The sequence below is a fragment of the Paraburkholderia sp. RL17-337-BIB-A genome (genome assembly GCF_046025895.1).
GTDB lineage: Bacteria > Pseudomonadota > Gammaproteobacteria > Burkholderiales > Burkholderiaceae > Paraburkholderia > Paraburkholderia fungorum_C.
This window is the reverse complement of sequence record NZ_JARESY010000004.1, coordinates 395,749-421,453: the sequence shown is the minus strand read 5'-3', so window position 1 is coordinate 421,453 and position 25,705 is coordinate 395,749. Positions and strand designations below refer to the sequence as shown.

Here is a 25,705-nt window from a genome sequence, read left to right as displayed (position 1 = left end):
CTTTGATCACGGTGATTCCCTGAGTTTCCGGTCAGCGGCGCCGCTGGCACTCATGCTATCCACTAGCTGCTGTGGGACGCGTTCGCTGCTGAACTGCTGAACTGCTGGCGAAGATCGCTCCCGCGTGCGCGAGGCGTGTGTGGCCGAGCTTCATGCCGCCGCGGCGCATCGAGACGTCTATCTGATTTTTCTATTACCATTCGCCACATTTCACCAAGAGGGACCCCCTACCAATGGAAGACTATTTTGTATTCAATGCCGGAAACGTGGTGTTGCAATCCGGTATCACCTTCAGAGATGCCAAGCTCGCCTATCAGACTTACGGAAAGCTGAACGCAGAAAAATCGAATGTCATTCTGTATATGACGTCGTTTTCCGCGCATCACTATGACATCGAGTGGATGGTCGGTCCGGGCAAGGCGCTAGACACTAACAAGTACTTCGTCGTTATTCCGAATCTGTTCGGCAATGGACTATCGTCCTCGCCCAGCAACGCAACCGAGCCCTTCAACGGAAGCCGTTGGCCGAATTTTACGATTGCCGATAACGTCGCGATTCAACACCAACTCCTGACGCAAGAACTCGGCATCGAAGTTCTGCAAATGGCATGCGGGTGGTCGATGGGCGGGTTGCAGGCGTATCAATGGGCATCAATGTATCCGGAGATGGTCAGGCGGCTGGTCGTGCTCTGCGGCGCGGCAAAGGCCTCGCCGCACAATCAGGTTTTCATCGAGGGCGTGCGCGCGACCCTGACGACGGATGCGGCCTTTCAAAACGGAACGTTCGTTGAGCGGCCCGAACGCGGTCTGCGGGCCATGGGTCGCAACTACGCCGCCATGGCGATGTCGCAGACGTTCTATCGTAACGAGGTGTGGCGGCAGGCCGGCTTCTCCTCGCTCGAAGACTATCTCGTGATGTCGTGGGAAGCGAATTTCCTGAAGCGCGACGGCAACAACCTGCTGGCTCATCTATGGACTTGGCAGCATGCGAACATCGCCGCTAATTCCACATACAACGGCGATTTTCACGCGGCGCTGAAAGCGATTACGGCAAAGGCGTTGATCATGCCGAGCACAACCGATCTGTATTTCCAGGTGGAAGACAACCGTCTCGAGGTCGAGCAGATGCGCAACGCCACGCTCCTGCCCATTACGTCGATATGGGGCCATCGCGCCGGACTGCCGACAGCCAATGTGGAAGATGCCGCGTTTATTTCCGCTGCGATAACCCGGCATCTCGAGGACTGACGCGCTGGACATGCCGCGGCTGCGTCTCGTGCTTTTCCTGCAGTCCTTCATCGGCACCGCAAGCCACCACCCCAATGCTGTCGGGCAACATTGCGGAAGTCGCTGATGCAGATGAGCGTGCGACTGCAACATGCCGGGGACGCCACAGGCGTCCCCGGCATGACAATCATCCGGGCTACCGAGCCCTGACGCCAGGTCGCACGACCTCCTGATGCGCACCGCGACGAACTAAGTCGGGTGTTTCGGCAGACTGCGTCGTCACATTTGAACGACTCCCTTGGATCGTCGCAACCGTACAGGCTCGACGAATGCCAAGGTTGCGCCCGGAATCGGTGCAACAGTGAATTTCAGTTGCGCAGTGCACCTTTCTCGCGCGCTCGGCGCATGATTTTCGCGCATGGCCGGGTGTGCGTCGCGGTATGAAAAACACCTGATTTGTCCATGAACACAGGGTTTCCCGCGTCGTGGCACACTTCGTGCAATCGAAGTCACATGTGAATGGCAATTATTGGAAATTGCAACTATATCGACGTGATGCCTACACACTGGCAGATCGTCGAAGGTGCCGTTTTCAAGGCTAGGTCATCTGAACTTACGCTCCGATGCACTGAGCGCGTTGTCCAGGAGCGTCGTTTCAGGCCTCCAGGCAAGCGCACTGCCCGAGTCATTTCGTGTCACTTATTCGTACGGAGTTGAAGCATGAGCACCCAGGATTTTGGCGCCCGCAGCCGCGCGCCACTTGCACTTTCACTACAGAGCCGCTGGTGGCAATTACTGTGCGGCCTCGTGTGTGCGATGGTCGCGTCCAATCCCCAATACATCTGGACTTTGCTGACGCGCCCGCTGACAGCGCAACTCGGCGTGTCGCTGCCGAGTCTGCAGGTCACCTTCTCCATTCTCATTGTCTGCCAGACTTTTCTGTCGCCGCTCGAAGGCTATTTAATCGAACGCTTTGGGCCGCGCTGGCTGCTGGCCGCCGGCGGCGCGATCACGGGGCTTAGCTGGGTACTGACGAGCCGCGCCGAGTCTTTGCTGTCCGTCTATCTCTGCTATGGCGTTCTCGGGGGGATCGGCGTAGGTATTGTCGTGGTCGGCACGATCGGGCTGATGGCGCGCTGGTTCCCAGACCGTCGCGGTTTTGCGATTGGCGTGGTGATGGCGGGCTTCGGCATGGGCGCAATGCTCACGACGTTTCCGATCACCAATAGCATCGCCAAATACGGCTATCAGCATACGCTGGTCGTCTTTGGCGTGATCCTCGGCGTGGTCGGCATACTTGCCGCGCTCGGCATGCGGCTGCCGCCGCCCGGCTATATGGCGGACTGGCGGCCGCAGAAAGCCGCCGCCGCCGCACCCGACACGCGGCCCGGCAGCATGCTGCGCACGCCGTTGTTCTGGCTGATGTTCGTGATGATGTCGATGATGGCGACCTCCGGCCTGATGGTGACCTCACAAATGGCAGTCTTCACGCGCGACTTCGGCATGTCGGGAGTCACCGTGTTCGGCCTCGCGGCGTTGCCGCTTGCGTTGACCATTGATCGCGTGGCGAACGGCGTGACGCGGCCTATGTTCGGATGGATCTCCGACCTGATCGGGCGCGAGCATACGATGCTGATCGCCTTCGGGATGGAAGCGATAGCGATGACCTTGTGGCTCACGTCGCGGCACGACCCGTTGTTGTTCGTGCTGCTGTCAGGCGTCGTCTTTCTCGGCTGGGGCGAGATTTTTTCGCTTTTCCCTTCGACGCTCACGGACACCTTTGGCGGCAAGCATGCAATCGTCAACTACGCGTGCCTGTCTTATGCGCAAGGCGTCGGTTCGATTCTGGGCGGACCGGTGGCCGCGCTACTCCACGAGCATACGGGCGGTTGGGACGCGGTGTTCGGCACGGCTATCGCGTTGGATAGTTGTACCGCTGTGCTCGCGATCGCCGCGCTCAGACCGATGCGCCGCGCGTGGTTTGCCCGCGCCTCCAGTCGCTCGTAATGCAGCCGGCCACGGCCGGCTTGCCAGCAATCTCGCCCACTCGAATCAGCGCGGATGCTGTACCGCTTCGTCGATTTTCTGCTTCTTTTGTCTCCTCAATCTTCCACTGAAAAGGATTAAATTCCGATGGATAGCGACCTGATCGACATGATGATGAAGTGGCGGCACGCACTGCACTCATGTCCGGAAACCGCGTTCGAGGAGGTCGCAACCGCCGATCTCGTCGCTGGCGTATTGCGACAGTATGGCTTCGAAGTACATGGCGGCATTGGACGAACCGGTGTGGTGGGCAGCATGACCCGCAGCGCGGGACCGGCTATCGGCTTGCGCGCCGACATGGACGCGCTGCCGATCGTTGAAGCCAATAGCTTCGCGCATCGGTCGCAACATGAAGGCAAGATGCATGCGTGTGGCCATGACGGCCATACTGCGATGCTGCTCGGCGCCGCTGTCGCGTTGAGCCGCGACTCCAGTTGGCGCGGCACGGTACATGTGATTTTTCAGCCAGCAGAAGAAGGGCCGGCGGGCGGCGGCAGGATGATGGTCGAAGACGGACTCTTCGAGCGCTTTGCGTGCGACGCCGTGTTTGGTTTGCACAACTGGCCCGGCATCCCACGCGGACATTTTGCGATCAACGACGGTCCGATGATGGCATCGTTCGACTCGTTCGAGATTGTTGTCGACGGCAAGGGTTCGCATGCCGCGATGCCGGAGGAGGGGAGCGACGTGCTGGTGTGTGCTAGCCAGATCGTCACCGCATTGCAGACAATCATAAGCCGGCGGATTTCCCCGAAAGAATCAGGCGTCGTTAGCGTCACGCAAATTCATGGTGGAGAAGCGTGGAACGTGCTGCCTGACCGTGCGGTCATTCGCGGCACCGTGCGCTGCTTCTCGAGCGACGTGCAGGAACGGATCCGCGCGTCGATCGGCGAAATCTCCACGGGTATTGCGCGCGCACTGGGCGCAAACGCGACGCTCGACTATCGCTATGCGTATCCGGCCACCATCAACACTGCCGCTCAAGCCGATCTTGCAGCTGCGGCCGCCGGCGCGACCGTCGGCGATGCCTGCGTGCAGCGAGGTTGTTTGCCTTCGATGGCCTCGGAAGATTTTGCGTTCATGCTGCATGCAAAACCCGGCGCGTACATCTGGATGGGCGTTGACGAGGCGACTCCGGCAGCACCGCTCCATAATCCGCACTACGATTTCAACGATGCCGCGCTTGCGATCGGCGCGACTTATTGGGTGAATCTCGTCAAGCTGTTTTGTGCCCGGTAAAGGACCCTCATGCAACCTGCCAATCTCCAGCATGCTGTGCAATTCGCGATCGATCATGAAACGCCGTGGGACCGCGAGGTCGATGGCGTGTGGGGCGTACATCCGGACGACCCGCCACCCTGGAACCGGTTGCTCGGACCGGTGCATGGGCGTGGCCCGGTGTCTGGCGTCATCACTCGGGCCGGCCGCCCGCTCACTTCGTGGGGCGAACCGGATCGCGCCGACCTGACCTTTAGCATCGCCAAGACATATCTCGCGCTGCTGGCCGGCGTTGCGCACGATCGCGGCCTGATGCCCGATGTCGACGAGCCGGTGCACGTGCGCGTGCCGGGTATCGGCTTTGATGACGAACACAACGCAAGCGTCACCTGGGCGCATCTGCTGCAGCAGACGAGCGAATGGCAAGGCGTGTGTTTCGGCTTGCCCGACGAGGCCGACCACTACCGGTACGTCAGATTCGGCAAGGAGCCCGATGGCAAGAAAGGGCAGCGGCGGCCGTTACGGGCTCCCGGCACCTACTGGGAATACAACGACGTACGCATCAACCAGTTTTCGCTGGCGCTGCTGCATCTGTTCCGCCGCCCGTTGCCGGAAGTGTTTCGCGAAGCGATCATGCGGCCACTCGACGCGAGCGAGAACTGGCAATGGGTCGGTTACGACAATGCCTGGGTGGAGGTGGGCGGGCAGCGCGTGCAGTCGGTTCCGGGCGGCACGCATTGGGGCGGCGGCCTGTCGATCAGCGCCCAGGACCAGATCAAGGTGGCTCAGCTGCTGCTGGGTCAGGGCAGCGTCAACGGGCAGCAGATCGTTTCCCGCGAGTGGCTGCAGCGCATGCTGACACCGTGTGCGATCGCACCGTTCTATGGCTACCTGGTCTGGCTCAACCACGAGCGTAGCGTCTTTCCGAGCGTGCCGGCGTCCAGCTACTTTGCAATCGGCGCGGGCGGTTCGTTCACCTGGATCGAACCTGAACGCGAGCTGGCGGTGGTGGTGCGCTGGATCGACCCGGCGCATGCGGACGAATTTTTCGGTTTGGTGCTCAAGGCGGTCGACGAGGGGGCGACGGGTTAATCAGCGTCCGTCCACTTGCCGCACCGGCATCGCGCGCGCTTGCCCCATTCGTGCGCATTGCGGTACTCTCGTGCCGTTTGGCAAGCCCCTGGCTTGTCTGCACGTATGGGAGTTTCCGCACGATGGTATGTTCCGTGCACGAAACGCGTAAACTTTAAAAGTTGCAATGCGCAACTGAATCAGAGTAGCTGAATGGGAGAACAGCATGTCGAAGGCGCCGTATCCAAGACTGGAACATTTGAACTTCCGCCTCGATGTACTGAGCAAGTTGGCCAAGGACGTGGCGTCTGGCCTTTACGAAGCCGAATGTGACGTAACCCTTCGCGACCTGCGCGTGCTGCGTTTCGTCGATATGCAGCCGGGCATCTCCCTCGGCCCGCTGATCGAGCTGACATACCTTGAAAAGACGCTGGTTTCGAAGCTGGTCACCACGCTGGCTAATCGTGGCTTGTTAACGCGCTCCACCGGCACGACGGATGCACGTGTCATCAACCTGAACCTGACCAGGAAAGGCAAGGCAATTGTCCGCAAGTGCGATCGGATCGGCCAGGTCTTCGACGAGCAACTCATGTCCGTTCTGTCGGCAGAGGAAAAGCGGGTGCTTTTTGACTGCATCAACAAGCTGACGGAACACGTTGAGGAGGGCGGGGAATGGACGCTCCCGCCGGCACGACGCAAACGCACAGCCTGAACGCGACACCGGGGCGACGACGGCCGGGATTTTGCAATTGGTACGGCAGATCAGCGAGATCATGGCCGAGCTCGCCGCGGCGTCGCAAGAGCAGAGCATCGGCATCGAACAGCCGCATGCATCTGCAACTCACCAGGTTCAACCTTGCCGACTAAAGAGTCGCACCGTCGGGTGACCTGAGGTGCCGCCCCGCTTTTCTCCACGATCGAACCGGAGCCGAGCAGCTTCCATTTCGGTCATGTGTCTTTCGGCCCAATCCCAGATTCCGCAGATTTTGTCCAGAAGGCTGCTTCCGAGCGGTGTCAGCCGGTAGTCGACGCGCGGCGGTATCACTGGATGCACGTGGCGCGAAACCAGGCCGTCGCGCTCAAGTTGGCGCAACGTCTTCGTGAGCATCTTCTGACTGACACCACCGATGTGTTCGCGTAGACGCGAAAAACGCATCTCGCCGTCAGTTCCAAGTGCATCGATCACCAGGATGGTCCACTTATCGGCGATCTGCTCGATGATGTCACGCGCAAGATCATCGGTTCTCTTTTGCGCGTTGTTGTCGGCGCAAGGCGCACCGTAAAGATTTGCTTCCATGGGGAAAGTATGAAACCGTCAAGGACCTTCTTGTGATCGCCAGAGGTGGCTGAAATAAGCGCCTCGCATGCTTGCTTGATCGGCGTGCGTCAGTTCTCCGAACCGCATTCGACGGGCGCGCATCGTCAAGCAATGAGTATCGCATGACTGTTGAAACACTTGCGATTCAATGTGTATGTAAACGTGTTTCGCGCATTGGCCTCGGGGGCGCGCGTGCTATCTGCGAAAGGAAGTGGCGTGGCACCAGTGAAAAGCAATCGATCGCAGTAATGCGGCGGCCGATCGACCTATTTGCTCAGGACACCTTCGGCGGATCCGTGCTCGCACTCGCCGTGCGTTGAGCGCCGGGCGTTTGTCTCGCCGCGCGTTGTGAGCGCAAGAAGCGATCTTGTGACAAATCGTCGATGGACTGAGTTCTCTGTGCAGACGAAAATCAAGACTCCGACCAGCACGAAGGAGTATGTCATGGGCCACGCGGAAGTCCGCGAGTTGCAGATTCCCAAACCAATCGGTGGACGCTTGCCGGAGCCGCCGGTATTCGCCAGCCTCGACGATGAACGGCAACATCGCAAGCTCAAGCTCGCTGCTGCATTTCGCATCTTTGCGCGGTTCGGGCTGTCCGAAGGCATAGCCGGCCATATCACGGTGCGCGATCCTGAGTTTCATGACCGGTTTTGGGTCAACCCGTACGCGCAGCATTTTTCGTCAATCCATCCCGATGATCTCGTTTGCATTGACGAAGAGGCCAACGTTTATCATGGGACCGGCCCCGTCAACGCCGCTGCGGCGGCGATTCACTGTGGCATCCACGGCTCGAATCCGGACGTCGTTGCAGCAGCCCATACACACACCACCGCCGGCCGCGCGTTTTCAGCGCGCGCCCGGCTCCTTGCTCCGCTCAATCAGGAAGCCTGTCTCTTCTATGACGATCACGTGCTGTTTCGCGGCGACGTAGTTGTGCTCGCAACCGAAGAGGGTCGCCGGATCGCGGAGACAATGGGTACCAAGCGCGCCGCCGTTCTGCTCAATCATGGCTTGCTGACCGTCGGTTCATCGGTCGACGCCGCGGCGTACCGCTTCATTGCAATGGAGCGTTGCTGCCAGGTGCAGCTGCTGGCCGAAGCGGCCGGCCCAATTGAGTCACTATCGGACGAGGACGCGCGGGCAACGCGCGCGCAACTGGGGTCCGACTACGTCGCATGGCTCAACTTCCAGGGGCTCTACCAGCAACTCCTGCGTGACAGCCCTGATCTGCGCGAACTCGCGTGAACACGGACGTCCTCACACGGACGTCTTCAGTTTGCCGCAAGCGATGTTTCGAAGGCTGCCGTGCTGTCGCGGTGGCAGCCTTCGCGATACTCGCGCACGGCCGCATCTAGCCATTGATCGAAGCGTCTAAGCGGCTCCCAGTCACGTTTCTGCTCGGGAAACGAATAGTAGACGGTCTCCGGATTCGGGATTGAATGGGGATGCGCCTGGACGAGTGCACCGCTGCGCAACTCCCGTTCGATCAGGATGCGCGGAAGCAACGCCACGCCAAGTCCAGAGATCGCGGCGTTGATTGCCATGATGAACATGTCGTAGTGCTGGTTCGCCGCGCTATGTTCAATGATCTGCGCGGACGCGCTTTCGGACCACGCAAGCCACGCGCGCGGAAGATCGCGGGTGTGAATCCACGGCAGCGTGCTGATCTTTTCGCTGCTCAAGCTATCGCGCGTACCGATCAACGCGGGCGCACAGACAGCCAGAACCTTATCGTCGCTCACGAGCGGTTGCCCCGGCATAGCGGGCCACAGGCTCTGTCCGAAATAGATCGCGGCATCGAAGCTTGAATTGTCGAAGAAGGTCGGCTGGTCGCGCCCCATGATGTGAAGTTGCAGGTCCGGGTTGAGCTCATAGAAGTCATGCAGACGCGGAATCAACCATTGAGACGCGAACGTGACGCCGACGGCCAACTGGATCTTCACTTCACTTTGCTGCCGCATCAGCTCGAGCGTATCGCGGCGGATCTGGTCGAGATGGACGCGAATTCGCCGCGCGTACTCTGCGCCCGCCGCGGACAGTACCAGGCGCTGACGCACCCGCTCGAACAGCGGGATGCCCAAATGTGCTTCGAGTTCGTTGACCTTTTTGCAGACAGCACCGTGCGTTTGCGACAACTCGAGCGCAGCTTTCGAAAAACTTTCATGACGCGCCGCAGCTTCAAAAGCTTGCAGCGCGCTGAGACTAGGGACACCACGGCGCATCGAAAATCCTTGCTGGCGAAAAGAAATGGGCAATGGATCGTTCGATGATAGTCCTAAGGACGCCGCGGCGCTGGCCACGCTTATTCGCTGGCAAGCTGTTGTGGCTGGCCAACTTTGCGCCAGCGGCTCTCGAGCAGCGTGACCGTGATCGAGGCGACCACCATCGTCGCGGCAATGCCGACAAATGCGAGGACAAACGTTCCGGTCGTATCCTTTACCCAACCGATAAAATACGGCAGCAAAAATCCTGACGATACCCCGATGCTCGTGATCAGCGCGATGCCGGCCGCTGCAGCGCGATCGGTGAGGATGCGGCTAGGCAGCTGCCAGAAGGTCGTGATGCTGCAGAAGCAGGCCGCGGCGCCGATCGAGAGGGCGATGATCGACTGATAAGGAGACTTCAGCAGCAGGGCCACCGAGAGCGCGGCCGCGCACACCAGCAGGGGGCCTGCCACATGCCAGGCGCCGACCTGGTGGCGGCTAACCACACGGCCCCAGATCAGCGTCGCAATAACGGCAACGCCGAATGGAATCGCCGTGATCAGCCCGATATCCATGAGGCTGTACTTCACCCCGAAAGTGCTCTCAAACGTTTTGATGACCTGCGGCAGGAAATAGAGCAAGCCGATGATGCCGGCGTTAGTGCCGAAGTAGACGACACCGAGCGCCCAGACTTTCGGATTTCCGAGCGCCTTCCAGGCGCTGGACGGCGAGGTGGCGGCCGCTGCCTCGGCTCGTTCAGTAGCAAGCGCCGCCGCGATTTCACTCTTTTCCTCAGCGGAAAGCCAGCGGCAGCGGGACGGGTCGTCCGTCAGCCTGAAATAGACAATCCCGGCGAGGATGATGGCGGGGAGTCCTTCCAGCAGAAGCATTGCGCGCCAGCCGGTGATACCGAACACGGTTGCATGTGCCATCAGCCAGGTTGACACCGGGGCCCCGAGCACGCCGGTCAGCGGGATTGCTGTCACGAACAGAGACATCATCCATACGCGATTGCGCGCCGGCATCCACAGCGTGAGGTAATACACCATGCCCGGAAACAGGCCGGCTTCGAACGCACCAAGAAAGAAGCGGGCGATATACAGCCAGCGAGAGTCGGGGACAAAGCTCGTCAGCGAGGAGAGCAGACCCCAACTCAGCAGAATGCGCGTCATCCACAGCCTCGCGCCAAACCGATGCATGCACAGGTTGCTCGGCACTTCGAACAAAATATAGCCGAGGAAAAACAGGCTGGCGGCGAAGCCGAATTGCGCCGTCGTCATGTGGAGCTCGGCGTTCATGGTCAGCGCCGCATAGCCGATGTTCGCGCGGTCAAGCTGGTTCGCGATGTACATCAAAATCATCAGCGGCGCGAGCCGCCAGGCGATCCGTTTCATCAACCGATCAGAAATCGCAGGTTTGCGCGACCCAAAATCCATGGCTTCCTCCAGATTAGCGCGTTACAGAATGCTCTCGAGGATGATTAAGCCCCCTGACCGAGGGTACGACAATGCACGAAAAATATTGACTTTGTGAGCAAACGTCACAGATAAGGCGGGCGCGTGACCGATCGTCAATTGGCCCCACGCGTGCTCTCAGTCAGCCACCCCTTCGCCGCCCAAAAGCGTGCGGCCGCTATCGCTCGGGCTGGCAGTGGATGGCGTGCGACCGAGAAACCCAAGCACGACAAGCGCGGAGGCCAGGGTGATGGCCACTAGAATATGAAGCAGGCTGCGGAACGCGCCGTCGTACGCCTGCGCAAGAATAGGCTGCCCCAGCGCGGGCAGAAGAGCGGCGGCATGGGGCAGGTCGCCGGTTGCCACGCGTTGGGCGGCTTGCGCGGCGGCATCGCGCGCTACGGGCGGGAACGCTGCGAGCGCATCGGACAGCCTCAGACGTGTGAGGACCGCCAATATCGCGCCGGCGATTGCGAGCGTCATGCCCTCTCCCGCCACACGCGTCGTGCTGAAGATGCCGGTTGCCATGCCCGCGCGTTCCTTGGGAACGACGCTGATTGACAAGCCATCCATCAGGCCCCACGGCAGGCCGGCGCCGATTCCGATGATGAATAGCGGAACCGTCATGGCACCGGATGGCGCGTCAGGTGCGATGCCGCTGAACCAAAGCATACCCACCGCCGCTATGACGAGGCCGACCGCTGAAATGACACCGGCCGACATCCATCGCGTGAGAAATGCGGCCGTGATGGGCACAAAGAGCATCGGCGCCGATAGCGAGAGCATCATCAAGCCGGCCTCGATCGCAGAATGCCCTTCAATTCCGATAAATCGCGTGGGCAAGACCAGAAGCAGGGTGACGTAACAGAAGGCCGTGGCTAGAGGGAGTACCTGCACACCCACGAAGCGCGGATAACGAAACAGCGCCAGGTCGAGCATTGGCCGGGCAGCGCGTTTCTCGATCCAGACGAACGCAATGAACATCGCCACGGCGCCTGAGAACAGTCCAATGATGAGAGGGCTGCTCCAGCCGCTTTCCGGCCCTTGCAACAACCCGAATGTGAAGAGTGTCAGCGCAGCGGTAAAGCTGGCGGCGCCAGGCCAATCGAGACCCATGGCATTGGGGTCGTACGATTCTCTAAGCTTCGGAACGCCGAGTGCGAACCCGATCACGCCGATTGCGGCATCCACCAGGAAGAACGAACGCCAACCGAACGTCTCCGTGAGAAACCCCGCGAGGAGTGGTCCAAGCGCCAAGCCGAGGCCGAAGGTGGTGCCGAGCATGCTGAATGCGCGGGCGCGCCCATGTCCGTCAAACTCCTGCGCGAGCGCTGCCGACGAGCCGGCCAGGACCAGTGCGGCGGCAATGCCCTGTAGCGCGCGCAGGAAATCGACCCACAGCAAAGTCGGCGCCGCGGCGATCCCGAGTGAAGTCAAAGCGAAGAGCACTACGCCTATGGCGAATACACGCTTTCGTCCGAACAGATCGGCAAGCGCTCCCGAGGCCATCAGACTGCTGCCGAAGCTCAGCATAAAGGCGTTGAGGATCCAGTTGACCGCCACTGGGCTGCCTCCCAAGGCGGTGCCGATGGCTGGCGCGGACATGGCCGCGCCGCCGAAATTCAGCGGCAGCACGAGCACTGCGATGCAAATGCCCACGAGGATCAGCATCTGTTGCGAGGCGCTACGGGGGGCTGCTACGTCTACTGTTGACATGACACCGGCCGAGGCGGCCGGTCGTACTGCGGACGGGGTACGGCTCTTTTCCTGCACGGACTATCTCTCTGTTCAACTTCTACGGTTATGCCCATCAGGGCATGCAAATTCGCAGTTCAATTCCGCGCTATCGCGATGCGGTCCGCGTATGGCCACTCACCTCCCGGCCTGCATCCGGTTCTACGCCGATAAAGTAGAGGACCGAGATCAGCACCAGCACAGCCACTAGCAGGAAGGCGACCCGGAAATCAGCCAGTGAGAGTTGTGCGTGATCTCCATGAACGAGGACCGCGGCGTGCAGCGCGATCGCACCAAATGCGATGCCCAGACCGATACTCATCTGCTGGACCATGCTAAAGAATGTGCTCGCTGAACTCATTCGCGCCGGCGGGACGTCCGCAAACGCGAGCGTGTTGATGCTTGTGAACTGCATCGACCGGCACAGGCCGCCTGCCACTAACACCAGCACGATCAGCGCGCGCGGCGTGTCCGGCGAGAGCAGGCTGCACAAAGCGATGGTGGCCGCGCTAAGCAGCCCGTTGACGATCATTACCTTGCGAAAGCCAAACCGTTTGAGGATCGGCGTGGTGACGGTTTTCATGCCCAGATTGCCGGCCGCGTACGCCAGCACCAGCAAACCCGCGGCGAATGCATTCAACCCGAAGCCCAGTTGGAACAGCAGCGGTAACAGGAAGGGTGAGACGCTAACCGATACGACATATAACGAACCGCCGTCGAGGGTCACGCGGAACGTCGGAATTCGCCAGGGCGAAAGATCGATCAGGGGATGTTCGGCGCGGCCGAAATGCCGAATGGCCAGGACTGCAGCGACCAGGCCACCGATCAGCGAGGCGGCCGTGATGCGCCAGTCGCTATGGAGCTGCCCGATCAGGACCATGCCGTACATCAGGCACGTCAACGCGATACCGCTCAGCACGAAGCCCGGCACATCGAAGGGACGGCGGGTGGGTTCGCGGTAGTTCGGAATGAAAATCGCGGTTAGCGCCAGGCCCAGCAAACCGATCGGTACGTTTAGCAGAAAGATCCAGCGCCAGCTGAAATAGGTCGAGATAAACCCGCCCAATGCTGGGCCCAACACCGGTGCAGCGAGGCCGGGCCACGTGATATAGGCTATCGAGCGCATCAGGTGACGTTTCTCGGTGCTGCGCAGCACGGCGAGACGGCCGACCGGCACCATCATTGCACCGCCGATCCCCTGCAGGATCCGCGCAATTGTGAATCCGGCGAGGCCGTCACTCAACCCGCACAGTATGGAGGCGCCCGTGAATACGATGATCGCGCCACCGAACACCGAACGTTGCCCAAAGCGGTCGGCTACCCATCCGCTGATTGGAATGAAGACCGCGAGCGCCAGCAGATAGGCAGTCATGCCGATGCTCAGGCTCACGGACGTGACGCCGAACGTGGCGGCCATGTGGGGCAGCGCGGTCGCGATCACCGTCGCGTCCAGGTTCTCCATGAAATAGGCACTGGCGACGATCAGCGCGATGATGACTGACTGGCGGCTTGACAAAGACATGGGCGGAAGAAGGGATTCGGGTTGTGCGACGCGCCCTCAAACACCCCAGATTGAGGCGTTTGCAGTAGGTGGCGGTCAAAGATGGGGCTCGCTTCGCGGCAGCCTGAGATAATGCATGACTGCGCCCGGTTGGCTGGCGAGACTCTTCCTCGTGCCGGGACGATATACTCTACCAAACCATAAGTCGTCATGTGAAGACTTATTTTTCGAAAGCGATGGACACAGGAGCGTCATGAAGGCCAAACCCAGGGATGTTGCAGAGCCGGGCAGCAAGACCGTAGCGGGTCGCGCGCCGATCAAGCGGCCAATGAAGAAAGCACCGCAGCGTCTGCCACGCGCCGAGCGTCAGGCGCGCGTGCTGGAGAAGGCCGCCGAATATTTCGCCGAGCACGGCCTGAACGCGCAGACTCGCGCGATTGCTGACGCCTGTGGTGTTTCGCAACGCTTGCTGTATAGCCTGTTCCCTAGCAAGGCCGCGTTGATCGACGAAGTTTACAAGCGCGAAATTGTAGGGACCTTCAAGGCGATGTGGTTTGTTCAACTGAAAGACCGCAGTGTGCCCATTGAAAGCAGGCTCAATACTTTTTATCGCGAGTACTACGATACCCTGCTGACGCGGCAGTGGCTTCGCCTGTTCCTTTACTCTTCGCTTGAAGATCTGCAAATGGCGCCGACGTACACGAATGCCGTCGTGACGCATGCGCTTGAGATTATTGTCACTGAAACAGCGCACGAATTGGGCCGCGGCGTACCGGCCGATCCGGCTCATCTGACCGAGGTGGGCTGGCTGCTGCACGGCGCGGTATCCCACCTTGCGATTCGCCGCCGTATTTATTCGAACGACAACACCACGCCCAGCGACGCGGTGATTGCGATGCACGTGCGCGCCTTCCTCACGAGCGCGCCGGCGCTGCTTCCGGCGCTGGAAGGCGCCTGAGCGTGACGCGCTGGCGGCCTCGCCCAGCGCGGAAAATAAGCAGCAACCGACGCGCGAATGCGCGTGTCGTGGACCGCTTCGCCGCGTGGGGGAATTGATGCCTGGCCTACAGCAAGGTTCCCGGTTGAGACAGCAAGCGGTCGCGACAATGTGAACGCCGGCAAGCATCGCGGAATCTTGTTGCCGTGGCGGCTTCCGGACGCGGCATGGAGACTCAGATGGCTTTGCAGCCGTTCAACAGAACCTCGATCACTGAGCGCACCTTGTCGGACAGGACAGCCCGTTTGGGTTTCACTATGAGGCCAAGCGATACTTGCTGACTTATCTCGCAAATCAACATGTCGTGAAACAGTACGGCAATTTTGTGCGGATCGACAGAGCCGATTTCACCGATGCGTTGACGCTCTTCAAAGAAGTCTGCCAGCAATTGGTGAGTCTGGGCAGGGCCGCGCTCGAACCAGATGCGTCCCACCTCCGGGAAACGATGCGCCTCGGCGAGAACGAGGCGCTGGAGGGCAACCGCCCGGGGCGACAACACCGCGTCAAGAAGCGCCTGGCCAACTGTCTGCAAAGCTTCGCCCAACGGCATTGAAGATGCCTTGATCCGGAAGACTTTTGAAACTGTCTCGTCGCACAGTGCGCTGACGGCGGCGACGAACACGCCTTCCTTTCCTTTGAAATACGAGTAGATGGTCGTTTTCGACCCACCGACTGCTGCGATGATTTCGTCAAGGCTGACGCCGTCGTAGCCCTTTGCGAGAAATAGCTCAGACGCGGTGGCCAGGAGATTGCTCCGCTTTTGAGCGGATCGTCGGCCTGGTAACAAATCGGCTTCCTGACTCTTTCGAGCCTTCGCAATTGTCGTTGTCATGGCGTTTCGAGTTCGAAGAAAGTTGGACTCGGGCATCAGAACCGTTAGGTGTCTGCGACCCGACAAGTTCGACAGTATAGTTCGCCATCCGCCACGAACAGACGGGTGCGGAAGCCACGTACGCTGATGGGGTTCTGTCCATATTCGCGTGTCTACGCACTGGCTGGCAAGTCGAAGATGGTGTCGAGGGCGACCGGACGATGCCGCAGAAAGCCCTGAGCATAGTCGATGCCGATTTCGCGCAACAGCGTTTCCACGGCCTCGGTTTCGACAAATTCGGCAACCGTTTTCTTGCCGGTTATCTTCGAGACTTCGCTGATACACCGTACCGTAGCCTGATCGACCAGGTCCTCTTCCAGATCGCGGATAAACTGACCGTCTATCTTCAGGTAGTCGACGGGCAGACTCTTCAGATAACCGAACGATGAAACACCGCTGCCAAAATCGTCCAGCGCGAAGCGCACGCCATAGGCGCGCATGGATTCAAAAAATAGTCTCGCGTCGCTGAGATTGGTGATGGCGGCGGTTTCGGTGATCTCGAAGCACAGCTTTTGATGGTCAAACTCGCAGGCCCCGATCAACTCCAGCACATAGCGATGAAAGTCGAGGTCCGCGATCGACAGACCGGACAGGTTGACCGACACGGTAGCGACATGTGACATCACAGTCTTGTGCCTCGCCATCCACTCGAAGACCTCTCGTACCACCCAGCGATCGATACGCGTGGCCATATGGAAACGCTCCGCGGCGGGAAGGAAAGCGCCGGGTGAAATCAGTTCTCCATCATCGCCAACCAGTCTTAGCAGGACCTCTCCGTGTACGCCGCCGGTTTCATGGCCTAGTGGCATGATCCGCTGCCAGTGGAGGATGAACTGGCCGTTGTCCAGCGCCTGTTCGAGGCGGCGCACCCATTGCATGTCCAGGCGATGGGACTCGATTATCGCGTCATCAGCAAAGTAGGTGTGCACGCGGTTTCGCCCGGCTTCCTTGGCAGCGTAGCAGGCGCTGTCGGCTGCCCGCAGCAGGTTCGCCGTCGTCGGCCAGCGGCTGTCCACCGGCACCAGCCCTATGCTTGCGCCAATGTGGAGACGATGGGTTCCCAGTTGAAAGCGGAATGCGTCGATTTCCCGGCAGATCTGTTGCGCGACGCTTTGAGCCGCTTCGGTAGAGCAGTGCTCGATGATCAGACCAAACTCATCACCACCCAGGCGGGCGAAAGTATCGCTCTTGCGCACGAGTCGCCCGATAACACCGGCAACCTGCTTGAGCAGCCTGTCTCCCGCAGCATGTCCGCCTGCGTCATTGACCAGCTTGAACTGGTCCAGATCGACATACATCAACGCGTACTCTGCCTCTCCTCTATGAGCGCAAGCAAGCGCCAGTTGCAGTCGATGCTCGAATTCGTCGCGGTTGAGGAGGCCGGTGAGCGCGTCGTGTGTCGCGCGGTACGTCATCTCGCGACTCAGGCGGCGCTGTTCCGAGACGTCACGAAATACCAGCACAACCCCCAGCGTGTCAGCCTCGGCGCTCCTGATCGGCGCGGTGGAATGCTCAATGAAATATTCCCGGCAATCGCGACTGGTCAGCACCGTCTGACCGGCTGCGCCAACGACCTGGTCGGCAGCCAGACACATCTCCACCGGGCTCCTGGCCCGCAAGCGGGTGGCGTCATCGACGATACGGAATATCGCAGCGGATGACATTCCCCGAGCCGCTGCGGTAGTCCATCCCGTGAGCTTTTCAGCGACAGGGTTAAGGTACTCGACCCGACCCTGCGCATCCGTTGTGATCACCCCTTCACCAATCGCATGGAGCGTCACGTGCAATCGCTCAATCTGCTCGGCCAGTTCGGTCTGCACGCGCTTGCGCTCGGTCACGTCCTCGATCACCGTCAGCGAGAGCAAGGGGATACCATCCGGATCGCGCTGGATGAAAGACGACGCGACTATGTCTATAACGGTGCCGTCTTTATGCACCGCCTGATATTCCGCGCCTTTATAGTGGCCCGTCCGAAAGAGTTCCGGGATGACGGTTCCGGTGGCATAGGCGCGCGACGCCGGCGTCAGGATGTCAGCCCACAAACCACCAATCACCTCGTCGCGCGCATAGCCCAGGGTCGCCAGCCAGAGATCGCTGACGTGTACCAGGCGCCCTTGTGAATCGATCGAGTGCAGCATGGCCGGCGTGGCTTCGTACAGCATCCGGTAGCGTTGTTCATAGCTATCCAGGGTTTGTTGCATCCACGCTAACTGCTGTGTGTTCGGCTGGGACGGATATAGGTCAGTCATGTTCGTTGCACGAGTTCGTGCTCAACAGGCACTCCCACGCACTATTGTGAGCCAGGGGTGAGGCTAGCGGCGCCCGCCCGATTCCTGATCCAGTGTGGCGAGGATGGCATTGGTCAGTTCAAGCAGCGTCGAGTGATATTCGGCGGGCAAGGGCATATCGTCCATCTGCGCCAGGGCATCTTCAATGCCTTGACGGAATGACCGGGTGACCACAGCACGCTGCGACGTCGTGAGGTGCGGCAGGGCTGCATCAAAAAACGCGCCCAGCACCACGGACCGCGCGCCAAGCATGCTTACTGTCTTCGTGTTAGTGGTCGAGAGTGCGGCCATCTTTCTCAGCACCTCGTCAGCATTGTTCAATTTTCCGCCCGCTCAGAAGGCCTGCCAGTCCACGGCATCACCAGCGTGCGTCACGGCTGTGGTGCTCCGGTCTGCACTAACGACTGGCCTGGTCAATGACTCACGAGAGGTCATGCGAACTGTCGGTGCCGACGGACGCGGTTCACTCCGCTGGGCAACCGCTCGTGACGCCGAGGCCCCCGTTTCGCCGATTTTGAAGAACGCCACCGTTTCACGCAGGCTTTGGGCCTGTCCGGCCATCGACTGCGCCGCCGCCGAGGCCTCTTCGACCAGCGCGGCATTCTGCTGGGTCACCTGGTCCATCTGGCTGACCGCCTGATTCACCTGTTCGATGCCGGTGCTCTGCTCCTGCGACGCCGACGAGATTTCGCCCACGATATCGGTCACGCGCTTCACCGACTCGACGATCTCGTTGATCGTGCTGCCTGCTTCCTCGACGAGCTTCGAGCCGACGTCCACCCGATCCAGCGAGCTGCCGATCAGATCCTTGATTTCCTTCGCCGCAGTGGCGCTGCGCTGGGCGAGTGTGCGGACCTCACCGGCCACGACAGCAAAGCCCCGACCCTGTTCGCCCGCGCGGGCTGCCTCGACCGCCGCGTTGAGCGCGAGGATGTTGGTCTGGAAGGCGATGCCCTCGATCACCGTGATGATCTCCGACATCCTGGCTGAACTGCTGGCGATCTCATGCATCGTCTCAACGACACGCCCGACCACCTCGCCACCGCGCTGCGCGATGCCCGAGGCCGTGCCGGCCAGCGTGGCGGCCTGCCTTGCGTTGTCCGTGTTATGACGGACCGTGGCGGTCAGCTCTTCCATGCTGGAGGCAGTTTCCTCGAGAGAGGCCGCCTGCTCTTCGGTGCGGCTCGACAGATCCAGATTGCCCTGGGCGATCTGCGCACTCGCGGTCGCCACGCCTTCGGCGTTCTCGCGCACCTCTGACACGACCCCCAGCAGGCCGTCGCGCATGGCCTTCAGCGATGCCATCAGGCTGCTCGTGTCGCCGGGACGCAGGTCGATCCTGACGCCCAGATCGCCGGTGGCAACGCTTCTGGCCAGTTCGGCGGCGATCGCCGGCTCGGCTCCCAACTGCCGCGTCACACTGCGCGTGAGCCAGATCCCGATTCCGATACCACTCAACACAGAGAGGACCACCAGGGCGATCATCAGCGTGCGGCTTTCCTGATAGAGCATCCGGTTCGAGTCGGCACGATCTTTCGCGCCTTTCTGCTTCAGATTCACCACTACGTCCATCAGGTCGTCGACCTTGTTGGTCCTCGAGCGGAAATCGCCGAACAGGTAGTCGGTCAGGTCACTGCGATCCTGTAGCGAAGCAGCACGGGCCCGGGCCTGCATCTCCCTGACGGCCTGCGCGTAATCCTGCCAGCTCTGGTCGATCTCGGCGAAGGCAGCCCTGCCTTTCTCGTTCACTAACGTCTGTTTGGCTTTATCGAGGTTCTCGCGCGTCAGTGCCAGGTTTTTTTCGCTGTCGGCGAGGAATGCGGCCCGCTGCTCGGCGCTGGTGGCCAGAATGGCGTCGCGCAGAGAGCGGCTGACATACAGGAGGTCGATGTTCGCCTCCTGGGTAAGGTCGAGCCCGACCAGATTGAGACGGTAGATATCGTCGCCGTTGTCGTTAATCTGATCCATATCGTGGATGCCGATCCCGCTGACGATGGCGCCAATAGCACACACCAGCATAAAAGCACTGATCAGTCTGGTACCCAGTTTCATGTTGCTGAATTTCATAGTTTCACTTTTCAAGGTCAACGAGGTACGGCCGTGTCCAGCTGATCGTTAAATTTCGTGACGATTACGGCGATGCGCTGTGCAAGCTATTTCGTAGTCGACGCCCTCGGATCGCGGAGATCGTTGTCTTAATGATACCATACAGTACGGTACGGATATTAAATTGCGGGACCGTTTGACATCGAACGAGCACGCACTTGATACACGCCTGCTCGCAAGAACCTGGCCCCAATACCTCTGAAACAGATATCAAGTTCAGCGCGGTGTGCTCGATAGGCCGTTGCAGCGGATCAGCCGTCAGTGGCGCCAGGGCAGAGGCCACGTCAAGGAACCGCGTTACATCAAGACGAGTCGGCTCCTGCCTGACGGGCGACATGAAAGGAATTGCAAAATGGAAATGGAATCGACCGTCCGCAACCTGACTACCAGCGCTGCACTGATAGCAGTCATCGGCCTGGGCGGATGCGCGACCGGGCTTGGTCACACACCCGGCGATCCTCTTGAGCCGATGAATCGGGCGATCTTCTCGTTCAACGAAGAGCTGGACAAATACGTCGCGCGTCCAGCCGCTGTGGGATACACGAAGGTGACGCCGAGTCCGGTTCGTGTGGCGATAAGCAATTTTTTTTCGAATATCGGCGATATCGGCAACTTCGCCAACGACCTGCTGCAATTGGAGGTCACCGATGCCACCGAAGACCTGGTGCGCTTCGCGTTCAACTCGACCTTCGGTATCGGTGGCCTGATCGACTGGGCGTCGCCGGCCGGACTGCCGAAACACCATCAGGACTTTGGACTGACGCTTGGGCATTATGGCGTGCCTGCGGGTCCGTATCTCGTGTTGCCGCTGTTCGGGCCGAGTTCGTTCCGGGACGCGACCAACTGGGCATTCGCGTACTTCCTGACCCCGACAACCTATCTATCTGCAGAGGCGAGTGCGCCGCTGTTCGGTCTGGATTTTGTCAGTACACGGGCGACCCTCCTGGGCGCGACGGACATTCTGTCGCAGGTGGCGCTGGATAAATACACGTTCGTACGCGATGCCTATGCCCAACGCCGTCAGTCCATGCTGAAGAGCGACGCTGCGCCGCCGCAGTATGTGGATGAGAATCGGGGAGAGGCCGGGCCTTGAGGCGTTAGCCGGGGAGGTCGACTTCTATCTCTTCATAGTCCGGCATTGCCGACGAGAGAATCATTGCCGCTGCGTTTTTCGGTTTTGGTTTGCGCTGCGACGGGCGATACACGGAGTCCCCACGACGAATCAGCCGGCCGGACAGCGCACAGACACCACCGGTTGTCGCGACCGCCTCGCGCCAATCCTGGTATCCATAGTGGCACATGCTGACGTCGGACCAGTACACGACCGCTTTACTACTGCTTAGCCGTTCGATCACGCGCACGATCGCTTGCGGGAATGACGGAGTAGCGGTAGCGCCCGTTCGGTCACCGACAAACCGTTTCGTGTGCGTGCGTTCAGTAGTTACTATTTTCGCCAGACGGGGCGCCGTAGTCTCCACAGCGGGGAGTGCTACCCCATACCCCGCGTCTGCGATCGTCGATAATGTGCTCATGGCGTTCCTCGCCGGATCTCGATATGCAGAATAGTTCTCCCTGATGCTCGTGCTCAAAGGCGATGTCCTGCAAGTAGTCCTGTGCGTAAGTGGCCTGTATGCGAGAGGATGTCAGCGCTCCTGAGTACGTACCATACCGTATGGTATCATCGTATCAATCAATGACGGGATTTGTGATCGACTCAGGTGACCCGGCGCGCTTCCAGAAACTTCGACTGACTTGGCTCTTTGCTAGGTAGAGATCCTACGTCAACCATCGGCTAGCGCGTACGGTGCGAGGCGCAGCACGTTGGACGGCCCCTCTTGGCCGAATCCTAACTCCCGCGCTCTCAGGCGCGATTTTATTGCTGCGTCCAGCCTGATCGGCCGCGGCGTGACCGGGGACCATGATGAGGCGACCCAGTTCCGAAGCAAAGCGTGAGCATCTTCTGGACATTGCAGCAGAACGCTTTCTCGCTCGAGGGTTTGCCGCTGTTAGCATCGACGAACTCGTTGCTACCGCGGGCCAATCGAAGACCAATGTGTATTCGTGGTTCGGTGGCAAGGAAGGCCTGTTTCTCGCTGCGGTGGACAGGCTGCTTGAGGCACTGCTTGTTCCGCTCGTTGACAATGATTTCGCGAAGCTGCCTTTGGGCGATGGGGTGCACGCGCTCGCCGAAACTGTTCTGGATATCGTTCTTCGGTCAGACGCGTTGGCATTGCATCGGCTAATCGTCTCTGAGGCGCCCTCGTTTCCTAACATTGCGCGGGCATGGATGAACGCTGGTCCAGAACGGACCTACGCGCTTTGCGCCGACTTCATACTGGCCCACCAAAAAGCGGGCCGGCTCCGCAAGACGGATGCCGGGCTCACAGCGATGTTCTTCGTCGAAATGTTAATCGGCGATCTTGAGCGACGGATGTTGATTGGTGAACGGACCAAGCTGGCGCGAGCCGAACGAAGGACGCTCGTTAAAGCAGTCGCTGATCTTTTCGTACACAGTTATGCAGCGTGAGCCGGCAAGCAGCCTGGTGATGCCGTGACAACGGCTGCGGTGCTGGTGGGATATCCGGCTGATGCTGGGCACGCGGGCTTCCGCGCTGCAGCGTTGAGGCAGAAGAGCCCGCGAAAGCCGCGAAGCGACCCGTACCAACCGGACCGTTTCGACTTTCTCGAGCAGGGCCAACGTCTCCGCGCGCGGCGTGGCCGTGGGGAGATGATGCCGCGCATCATCATGCGCGCGGACACTGGCGGCACTTAGCCGAGGTGCTCGACCGCATTGCGAACGCGCGCCTTGGTCTCTTCGCTGATTTTCGGGCTATCCGCGAGCGCGTGGGAGACGGCGGTATGCGCTGACGTTCAGCGCCTGCGCGATGTCCCGAATGGTGACGGCCTAGCCACGCCCCACAAATGGCATATTGCTAGCCATAACCGTCATGTTCAGAACGTTGGTGCTCAGGGGTAGGTTGGCGATGTAACGTACCGCTTCTGCAACGTGCTTCACATCAAACATCGGTTCCGGCGCCATCGTGCCATTTGCCTGGCGTACGCCGCGCGTCATGCGCTCGGACAGTTCCGTTAGCGCATTGCCAATGTCGATCTGACTGCAGACGATGTTGAACTCGCGGCCATCGAGCGCGATACTCTTCGTGAGACCTAGCACTGCGTGCTTGCTAGCCGTGTAGGGCGAAGTGAAGGGGCGTGGCGCATGTGCCGAGATCGACCCGTTGTTGATAATCCGGCCCCCTTGCGGTGATTGCTTTCTCATCAATCCGAAAGCACCGCGAGCGCAGAGGAAAACACCGGTCACGTTGGTATTGATGAGATTTGTCCAGGTCTCAACGGGCAGCTCATCCATCGGCACAGCCGGCGCATTGACTCCAGCATTGTTGAACAGAACGTCGAGCCTGCCGTAGGTGCGCTCGATGGTGTCGAAAAGGGCATCGACACTTGCTGCGTCGCGAACGTCGGTCACCACGGCAAGGGCTTCCTGGCCCGCGGCCTTTGCTGTCTCGGCGAGCTCAGCGAGCGGCTCGGCACGGCGGCCAGCAAGCACTACGCAGAAGCCGTCCGCGAGAAGCGCCATCGCAGTGGCTCGGCCGATACCGCTGCCTGCGCCGGTAACGAGCGCGATTCTTTTGGTGCTTGCTTCAGTCATGATCTTATCTCCGAGATTTGATGAACGCTGTTGAGGCGATTGTTAGCTCAAGGATACGCAGTAAACGCTGATGCAACCTGGACGCAACGGTGTGCGTCCTGGACAGATCAACGCAAGTTGGACACTGTGCAACCGGTTGCTCGCCTTGGCGCCAGAGCCTGAATATGACGACCGGCTCTTTTAAGGGTTCTGACCTGGCAGCGTGAATACCTGCGCCGCGTCCAGCAAACCCTGCGCCTGTTCCTTCAGCGTCTGCGCCGCGGCAGCGGACTGCTGCACGAGCGTCACATTTTGTTGCGTGTTCTGCTCCAGACTGCCGATCACGTCGCGCACTTCGCCGATCTGTTGCGCCTGCGCAAGGCAAGCCTGATGAATGGTTTCCATGATGTGCGTGACGCGACGCGATGCTTCCACGACGTTGGAGATGGTCGTGCCGGCCGCATCGACCTGGTTCTCTCCTTCGCCAATCCGCGCGCTGCTCGTGGCGATCAGTTCCTTGATTTCCTTCGCGGCAGTGGCACAGCGCTGTGCGAGCATGCGCACTTCGCTTGCGACTACCGCGAAGCCGCGGCCCTGGGTGCCGGCTCGTGCAGCTTCCACCGCGGCATTCAATGACAGCAAGTTAGTTTGGAATGCGATCGAATTGATGACAGAGATGATGTCCTCGATGCGATTCGACGATTCGCTGATCGCGTGCATCGTGTGGACGACCTGGCCGACCGCGGCGCCGCCCTGGGCCGAGGTGGCCGAAGCGTGTTTGGCGAGTTCGTCGGCATTGCCTGCGCTTTGCGTATTGGCCGCGACGCTGGAGTCGAACTTTTCGAGCGCGCCGCTCGCGTGTTCGAGTTCCAGGGCCTGCCGCTCGGTGCGGGTGCTCAAGTCGGCGTTGCCCAGCGCGATTTGCTCCGTGGCAGCCGCCATACCCTGCGCGGCGTCGCGCACTTGCGTGACGATTTCGGCCAGTCTTTGCTGCATGCGCGCCATCGCGGCCATCACGCTCGACGTATCGCCCGGCCGCAATTCGATTTGGCGCGCGAGGTTGCCCGCACGGATCGACTCCGCCAGTTCCACCACTTCGCCCGGCTCGGCCCCGAGGGCCTGCATGATGTTACGCACGAGCGCATAAACGATAGCGATGCCCACTCCGCACGCAACAATCGTCAGTACGATCATCAGCAAGCGAAAATCGGTGCTGATCTTACGCGCCTCGGCTGCTTCCTGCTGGTTGAGCTGTTCCTGAAAGTCGATCAGCGCGTTGATCCCCGCCAGCCATTCGACGAGCGCGGGACGCGCATCATCCAGCAAAATTTTGCGCGCGCCCGCGACGTCGCCCGCTTGTTGCAAGCTGATCAGCTGCTGGATCAGCGGTGTGCTTTGCCGCTGCGCGGCAGTGACCCGTGCATAGATTGCTCGTTCCTGTGCGGTGATGTCCGTGCGCTCGGCATAGATCTTCGCAAGCGGTGCAGCCGCCTGGTCGTACTGGTCCGCCAGCGTATGAATGTGATCGATGACCGAAGGCAGCTCCGCCGTGGAAACCAGCGTCACGTCGCGCACTGCGATCGAGCGGTCGTGGACGCTGCCACGAAAATTGATCGCGTAGCGTTCCTTCACGCCGTTCACGTCAATGATGTCATCGAGCCGCGTCCGGACCATCTCGACCCGGCTGATCGCGATTATCGTCAGCGCGACGAGCGCGATGAGTACCACGCCGAAACCTACGATCAACCGCGCCCGAATGCTCAATGTCGTCTTACCCGTGTTCACGAAGTTCCCCGTCTGCTGGCGCAGCCTTAACTTGCATGGCCGTTAAGCCGCAATGCGGCGCGCCGTTTGTGTTTGGAGAAGGCATTATAACCAATAAAATCTATCAAAAGAGGTGATTCGATAGTTTTTATGATTTGCCTCGCAGCCAGACTGCGGAATCTCGGGCGGCGATCTGCGAGGAACGATTTTTGATCATTCGGAAAGGAGAGCAGCCAGAAGTCGTCAGGCGGCAGC

21 protein-coding genes and 2 pseudogenes are annotated in these 25,705 nt (G+C 60.2%); 10 read left to right on the top strand and 13 right to left on the bottom strand.

The window, feature by feature from the left end; all coding sequences use genetic code 11:
• Positions 1-233: 233 nt before the first annotated feature.
• From P0D84_RS47030 to P0D84_RS47010, 5 genes are all read left to right on the top strand, one after another.
• The gene (locus tag P0D84_RS47030; protein WP_408350890.1) at positions 234-1,247 is read left to right on the top strand and encodes an alpha/beta fold hydrolase; all 1,014 of its coding nucleotides are present in this window, start codon (positions 234-236) and stop codon (positions 1,245-1,247) included.
• Positions 1,248-1,946: 699 nt separating this feature from the next.
• Positions 1,947-3,233 (top strand): oxalate/formate MFS antiporter, encoded by a 1,287-nt coding sequence (oxlT, locus tag P0D84_RS47025; RefSeq protein WP_408350887.1) that lies wholly within the window; start codon positions 1,947-1,949, stop codon positions 3,231-3,233.
• 126 nt (positions 3,234-3,359) lie between these two features.
• Positions 3,360-4,511, top strand: coding sequence for a M20 aminoacylase family protein (locus P0D84_RS47020; protein ID WP_408350884.1), 1,152 nt, complete (start codon positions 3,360-3,362; stop codon positions 4,509-4,511).
• Between the two features lie 9 nt (positions 4,512-4,520).
• Complete coding sequence (locus tag P0D84_RS47015; RefSeq protein WP_408350881.1) at positions 4,521-5,582, top strand: serine hydrolase domain-containing protein; 1,062 nt, start codon at positions 4,521-4,523, stop codon at positions 5,580-5,582.
• A gap of 205 nt (positions 5,583-5,787) precedes the next feature.
• Complete coding sequence (locus tag P0D84_RS47010) at positions 5,788-6,273, top strand: MarR family winged helix-turn-helix transcriptional regulator (RefSeq protein ID WP_408350878.1); 486 nt, start codon at positions 5,788-5,790, stop codon at positions 6,271-6,273.
• A 138-nt stretch (positions 6,274-6,411) separates the two neighbouring features.
• Here P0D84_RS47010 and P0D84_RS47005 read toward each other — a convergent pair whose 3' ends face one another.
• Positions 6,412-6,858 carry a winged helix-turn-helix transcriptional regulator gene (locus P0D84_RS47005; protein WP_408350875.1) on the bottom strand — a complete coding sequence of 149 codons (447 nt, stop codon included), beginning with the start codon at positions 6,856-6,858 and terminating at the stop codon, positions 6,412-6,414.
• A 143-nt stretch (positions 6,859-7,001) separates the two neighbouring features.
• On the opposite strand from P0D84_RS47005, the gene P0D84_RS47000 reads away from it, so the two are divergent.
• Positions 7,002-7,199, top strand: coding sequence for a hypothetical protein (locus P0D84_RS47000; RefSeq protein ID WP_408350872.1), 198 nt, complete (start codon positions 7,002-7,004; stop codon positions 7,197-7,199).
• 124 nt (positions 7,200-7,323) lie between these two features.
• Positions 7,324-8,127 carry a class II aldolase/adducin family protein gene (locus P0D84_RS46995; RefSeq protein WP_408350869.1) on the top strand — a complete coding sequence of 268 codons (804 nt, stop codon included), beginning with the start codon at positions 7,324-7,326 and terminating at the stop codon, positions 8,125-8,127.
• Between the two features lie 26 nt (positions 8,128-8,153).
• Here the strand turns inward: P0D84_RS46995 and P0D84_RS46990 are convergent, their stop codons facing one another.
• The 4 genes from P0D84_RS46990 to P0D84_RS46975 form a co-directional block, all read right to left on the bottom strand.
• The gene (locus tag P0D84_RS46990) at positions 8,154-9,104 is read right to left on the bottom strand and encodes a LysR substrate-binding domain-containing protein (RefSeq protein ID WP_408350866.1); all 951 of its coding nucleotides are present in this window, start codon (positions 9,102-9,104) and stop codon (positions 8,154-8,156) included.
• 80 nt (positions 9,105-9,184) lie between these two features.
• Complete coding sequence (locus P0D84_RS46985) at positions 9,185-10,480, bottom strand: MFS transporter (RefSeq protein WP_408350863.1); 1,296 nt, start codon at positions 10,478-10,480, stop codon at positions 9,185-9,187.
• Positions 10,481-10,678: 198 nt separating this feature from the next.
• Positions 10,679-12,256 carry an MFS transporter gene (locus P0D84_RS46980; protein ID WP_408350860.1) on the bottom strand — a complete coding sequence of 526 codons (1,578 nt, stop codon included), beginning with the start codon at positions 12,254-12,256 and terminating at the stop codon, positions 10,679-10,681.
• 127 nt (positions 12,257-12,383) lie between these two features.
• A complete protein-coding gene (locus P0D84_RS46975) occupies positions 12,384-13,796 on the bottom strand; it encodes an MFS transporter (RefSeq protein WP_408350857.1) in 1,413 nt (470 codons plus the stop codon).
• Between the two features lie 115 nt (positions 13,797-13,911).
• Between P0D84_RS46975 and P0D84_RS46970 the strand changes: the two genes are divergently transcribed.
• Positions 13,912-14,733: a TetR/AcrR family transcriptional regulator gene (locus P0D84_RS46970; protein ID WP_408350854.1), complete on the top strand. Its 822-nt coding sequence runs from the start codon at positions 13,912-13,914 to the stop codon at positions 14,731-14,733.
• A 214-nt stretch (positions 14,734-14,947) separates the two neighbouring features.
• On the opposite strand, the gene P0D84_RS46965 is transcribed toward P0D84_RS46970, so the two are convergent.
• The 4 genes from P0D84_RS46965 to P0D84_RS46950 form a co-directional block, all read right to left on the bottom strand.
• Positions 14,948-15,604, bottom strand: a complete 657-nt coding sequence (locus tag P0D84_RS46965; protein WP_408350851.1) for a TetR/AcrR family transcriptional regulator — start codon at positions 15,602-15,604, stop codon at positions 14,948-14,950.
• 152 nt (positions 15,605-15,756) lie between these two features.
• Entirely contained in the window at positions 15,757-17,844 is a 2,088-nt protein-coding gene (locus tag P0D84_RS46960) for an EAL domain-containing protein (protein ID WP_408350848.1), read from the bottom strand.
• Positions 17,845-17,955: 111 nt separating this feature from the next.
• Positions 17,956-18,252, bottom strand: a complete 297-nt coding sequence (locus tag P0D84_RS46955) for a hypothetical protein (protein WP_408350845.1) — start codon at positions 18,250-18,252, stop codon at positions 17,956-17,958.
• Positions 18,253-18,264: 12 nt separating this feature from the next.
• Positions 18,265-19,998 (bottom strand): methyl-accepting chemotaxis protein, encoded by a 1,734-nt coding sequence (locus tag P0D84_RS46950; RefSeq protein WP_408350842.1) that lies wholly within the window; start codon positions 19,996-19,998, stop codon positions 18,265-18,267.
• Positions 19,999-20,395: 397 nt separating this feature from the next.
• On the opposite strand from P0D84_RS46950, the pseudogene P0D84_RS46945 reads away from it, so the two are divergent.
• Positions 20,396-21,124: pseudogene (locus P0D84_RS46945) on the top strand (MlaA family lipoprotein); the annotation flags it as partial.
• 10 nt (positions 21,125-21,134) lie between these two features.
• Here the strand turns inward: P0D84_RS46945 and P0D84_RS46940 are convergent.
• Positions 21,135-21,569, bottom strand: a complete 435-nt coding sequence (locus tag P0D84_RS46940; protein ID WP_408350839.1) for a DUF3331 domain-containing protein — start codon at positions 21,567-21,569, stop codon at positions 21,135-21,137.
• Between the two features lie 386 nt (positions 21,570-21,955).
• On the opposite strand from P0D84_RS46940, the gene P0D84_RS46935 reads away from it, so the two are divergent.
• Positions 21,956-22,564: a TetR/AcrR family transcriptional regulator gene (locus tag P0D84_RS46935; RefSeq protein WP_408350836.1), complete on the top strand. Its 609-nt coding sequence runs from the start codon at positions 21,956-21,958 to the stop codon at positions 22,562-22,564.
• Positions 22,565-22,806: 242 nt separating this feature from the next.
• Here P0D84_RS46935 and P0D84_RS46930 read toward each other — a convergent pair.
• The 3 genes and pseudogenes from P0D84_RS46930 to P0D84_RS46920 form a co-directional block, all read right to left on the bottom strand.
• A pseudogene (locus tag P0D84_RS46930) lies at positions 22,807-22,881 on the bottom strand (hypothetical protein); the annotation flags it as partial.
• 61 nt (positions 22,882-22,942) lie between these two features.
• The gene (locus tag P0D84_RS46925) at positions 22,943-23,707 is read right to left on the bottom strand and encodes an SDR family oxidoreductase (protein ID WP_408350833.1); all 765 of its coding nucleotides are present in this window, start codon (positions 23,705-23,707) and stop codon (positions 22,943-22,945) included.
• A 180-nt stretch (positions 23,708-23,887) separates the two neighbouring features.
• The gene (locus P0D84_RS46920; RefSeq protein ID WP_408350830.1) at positions 23,888-25,471 is read right to left on the bottom strand and encodes a methyl-accepting chemotaxis protein; all 1,584 of its coding nucleotides are present in this window, start codon (positions 25,469-25,471) and stop codon (positions 23,888-23,890) included.
• Positions 25,472-25,705: the final 234 nt, after the last annotated feature.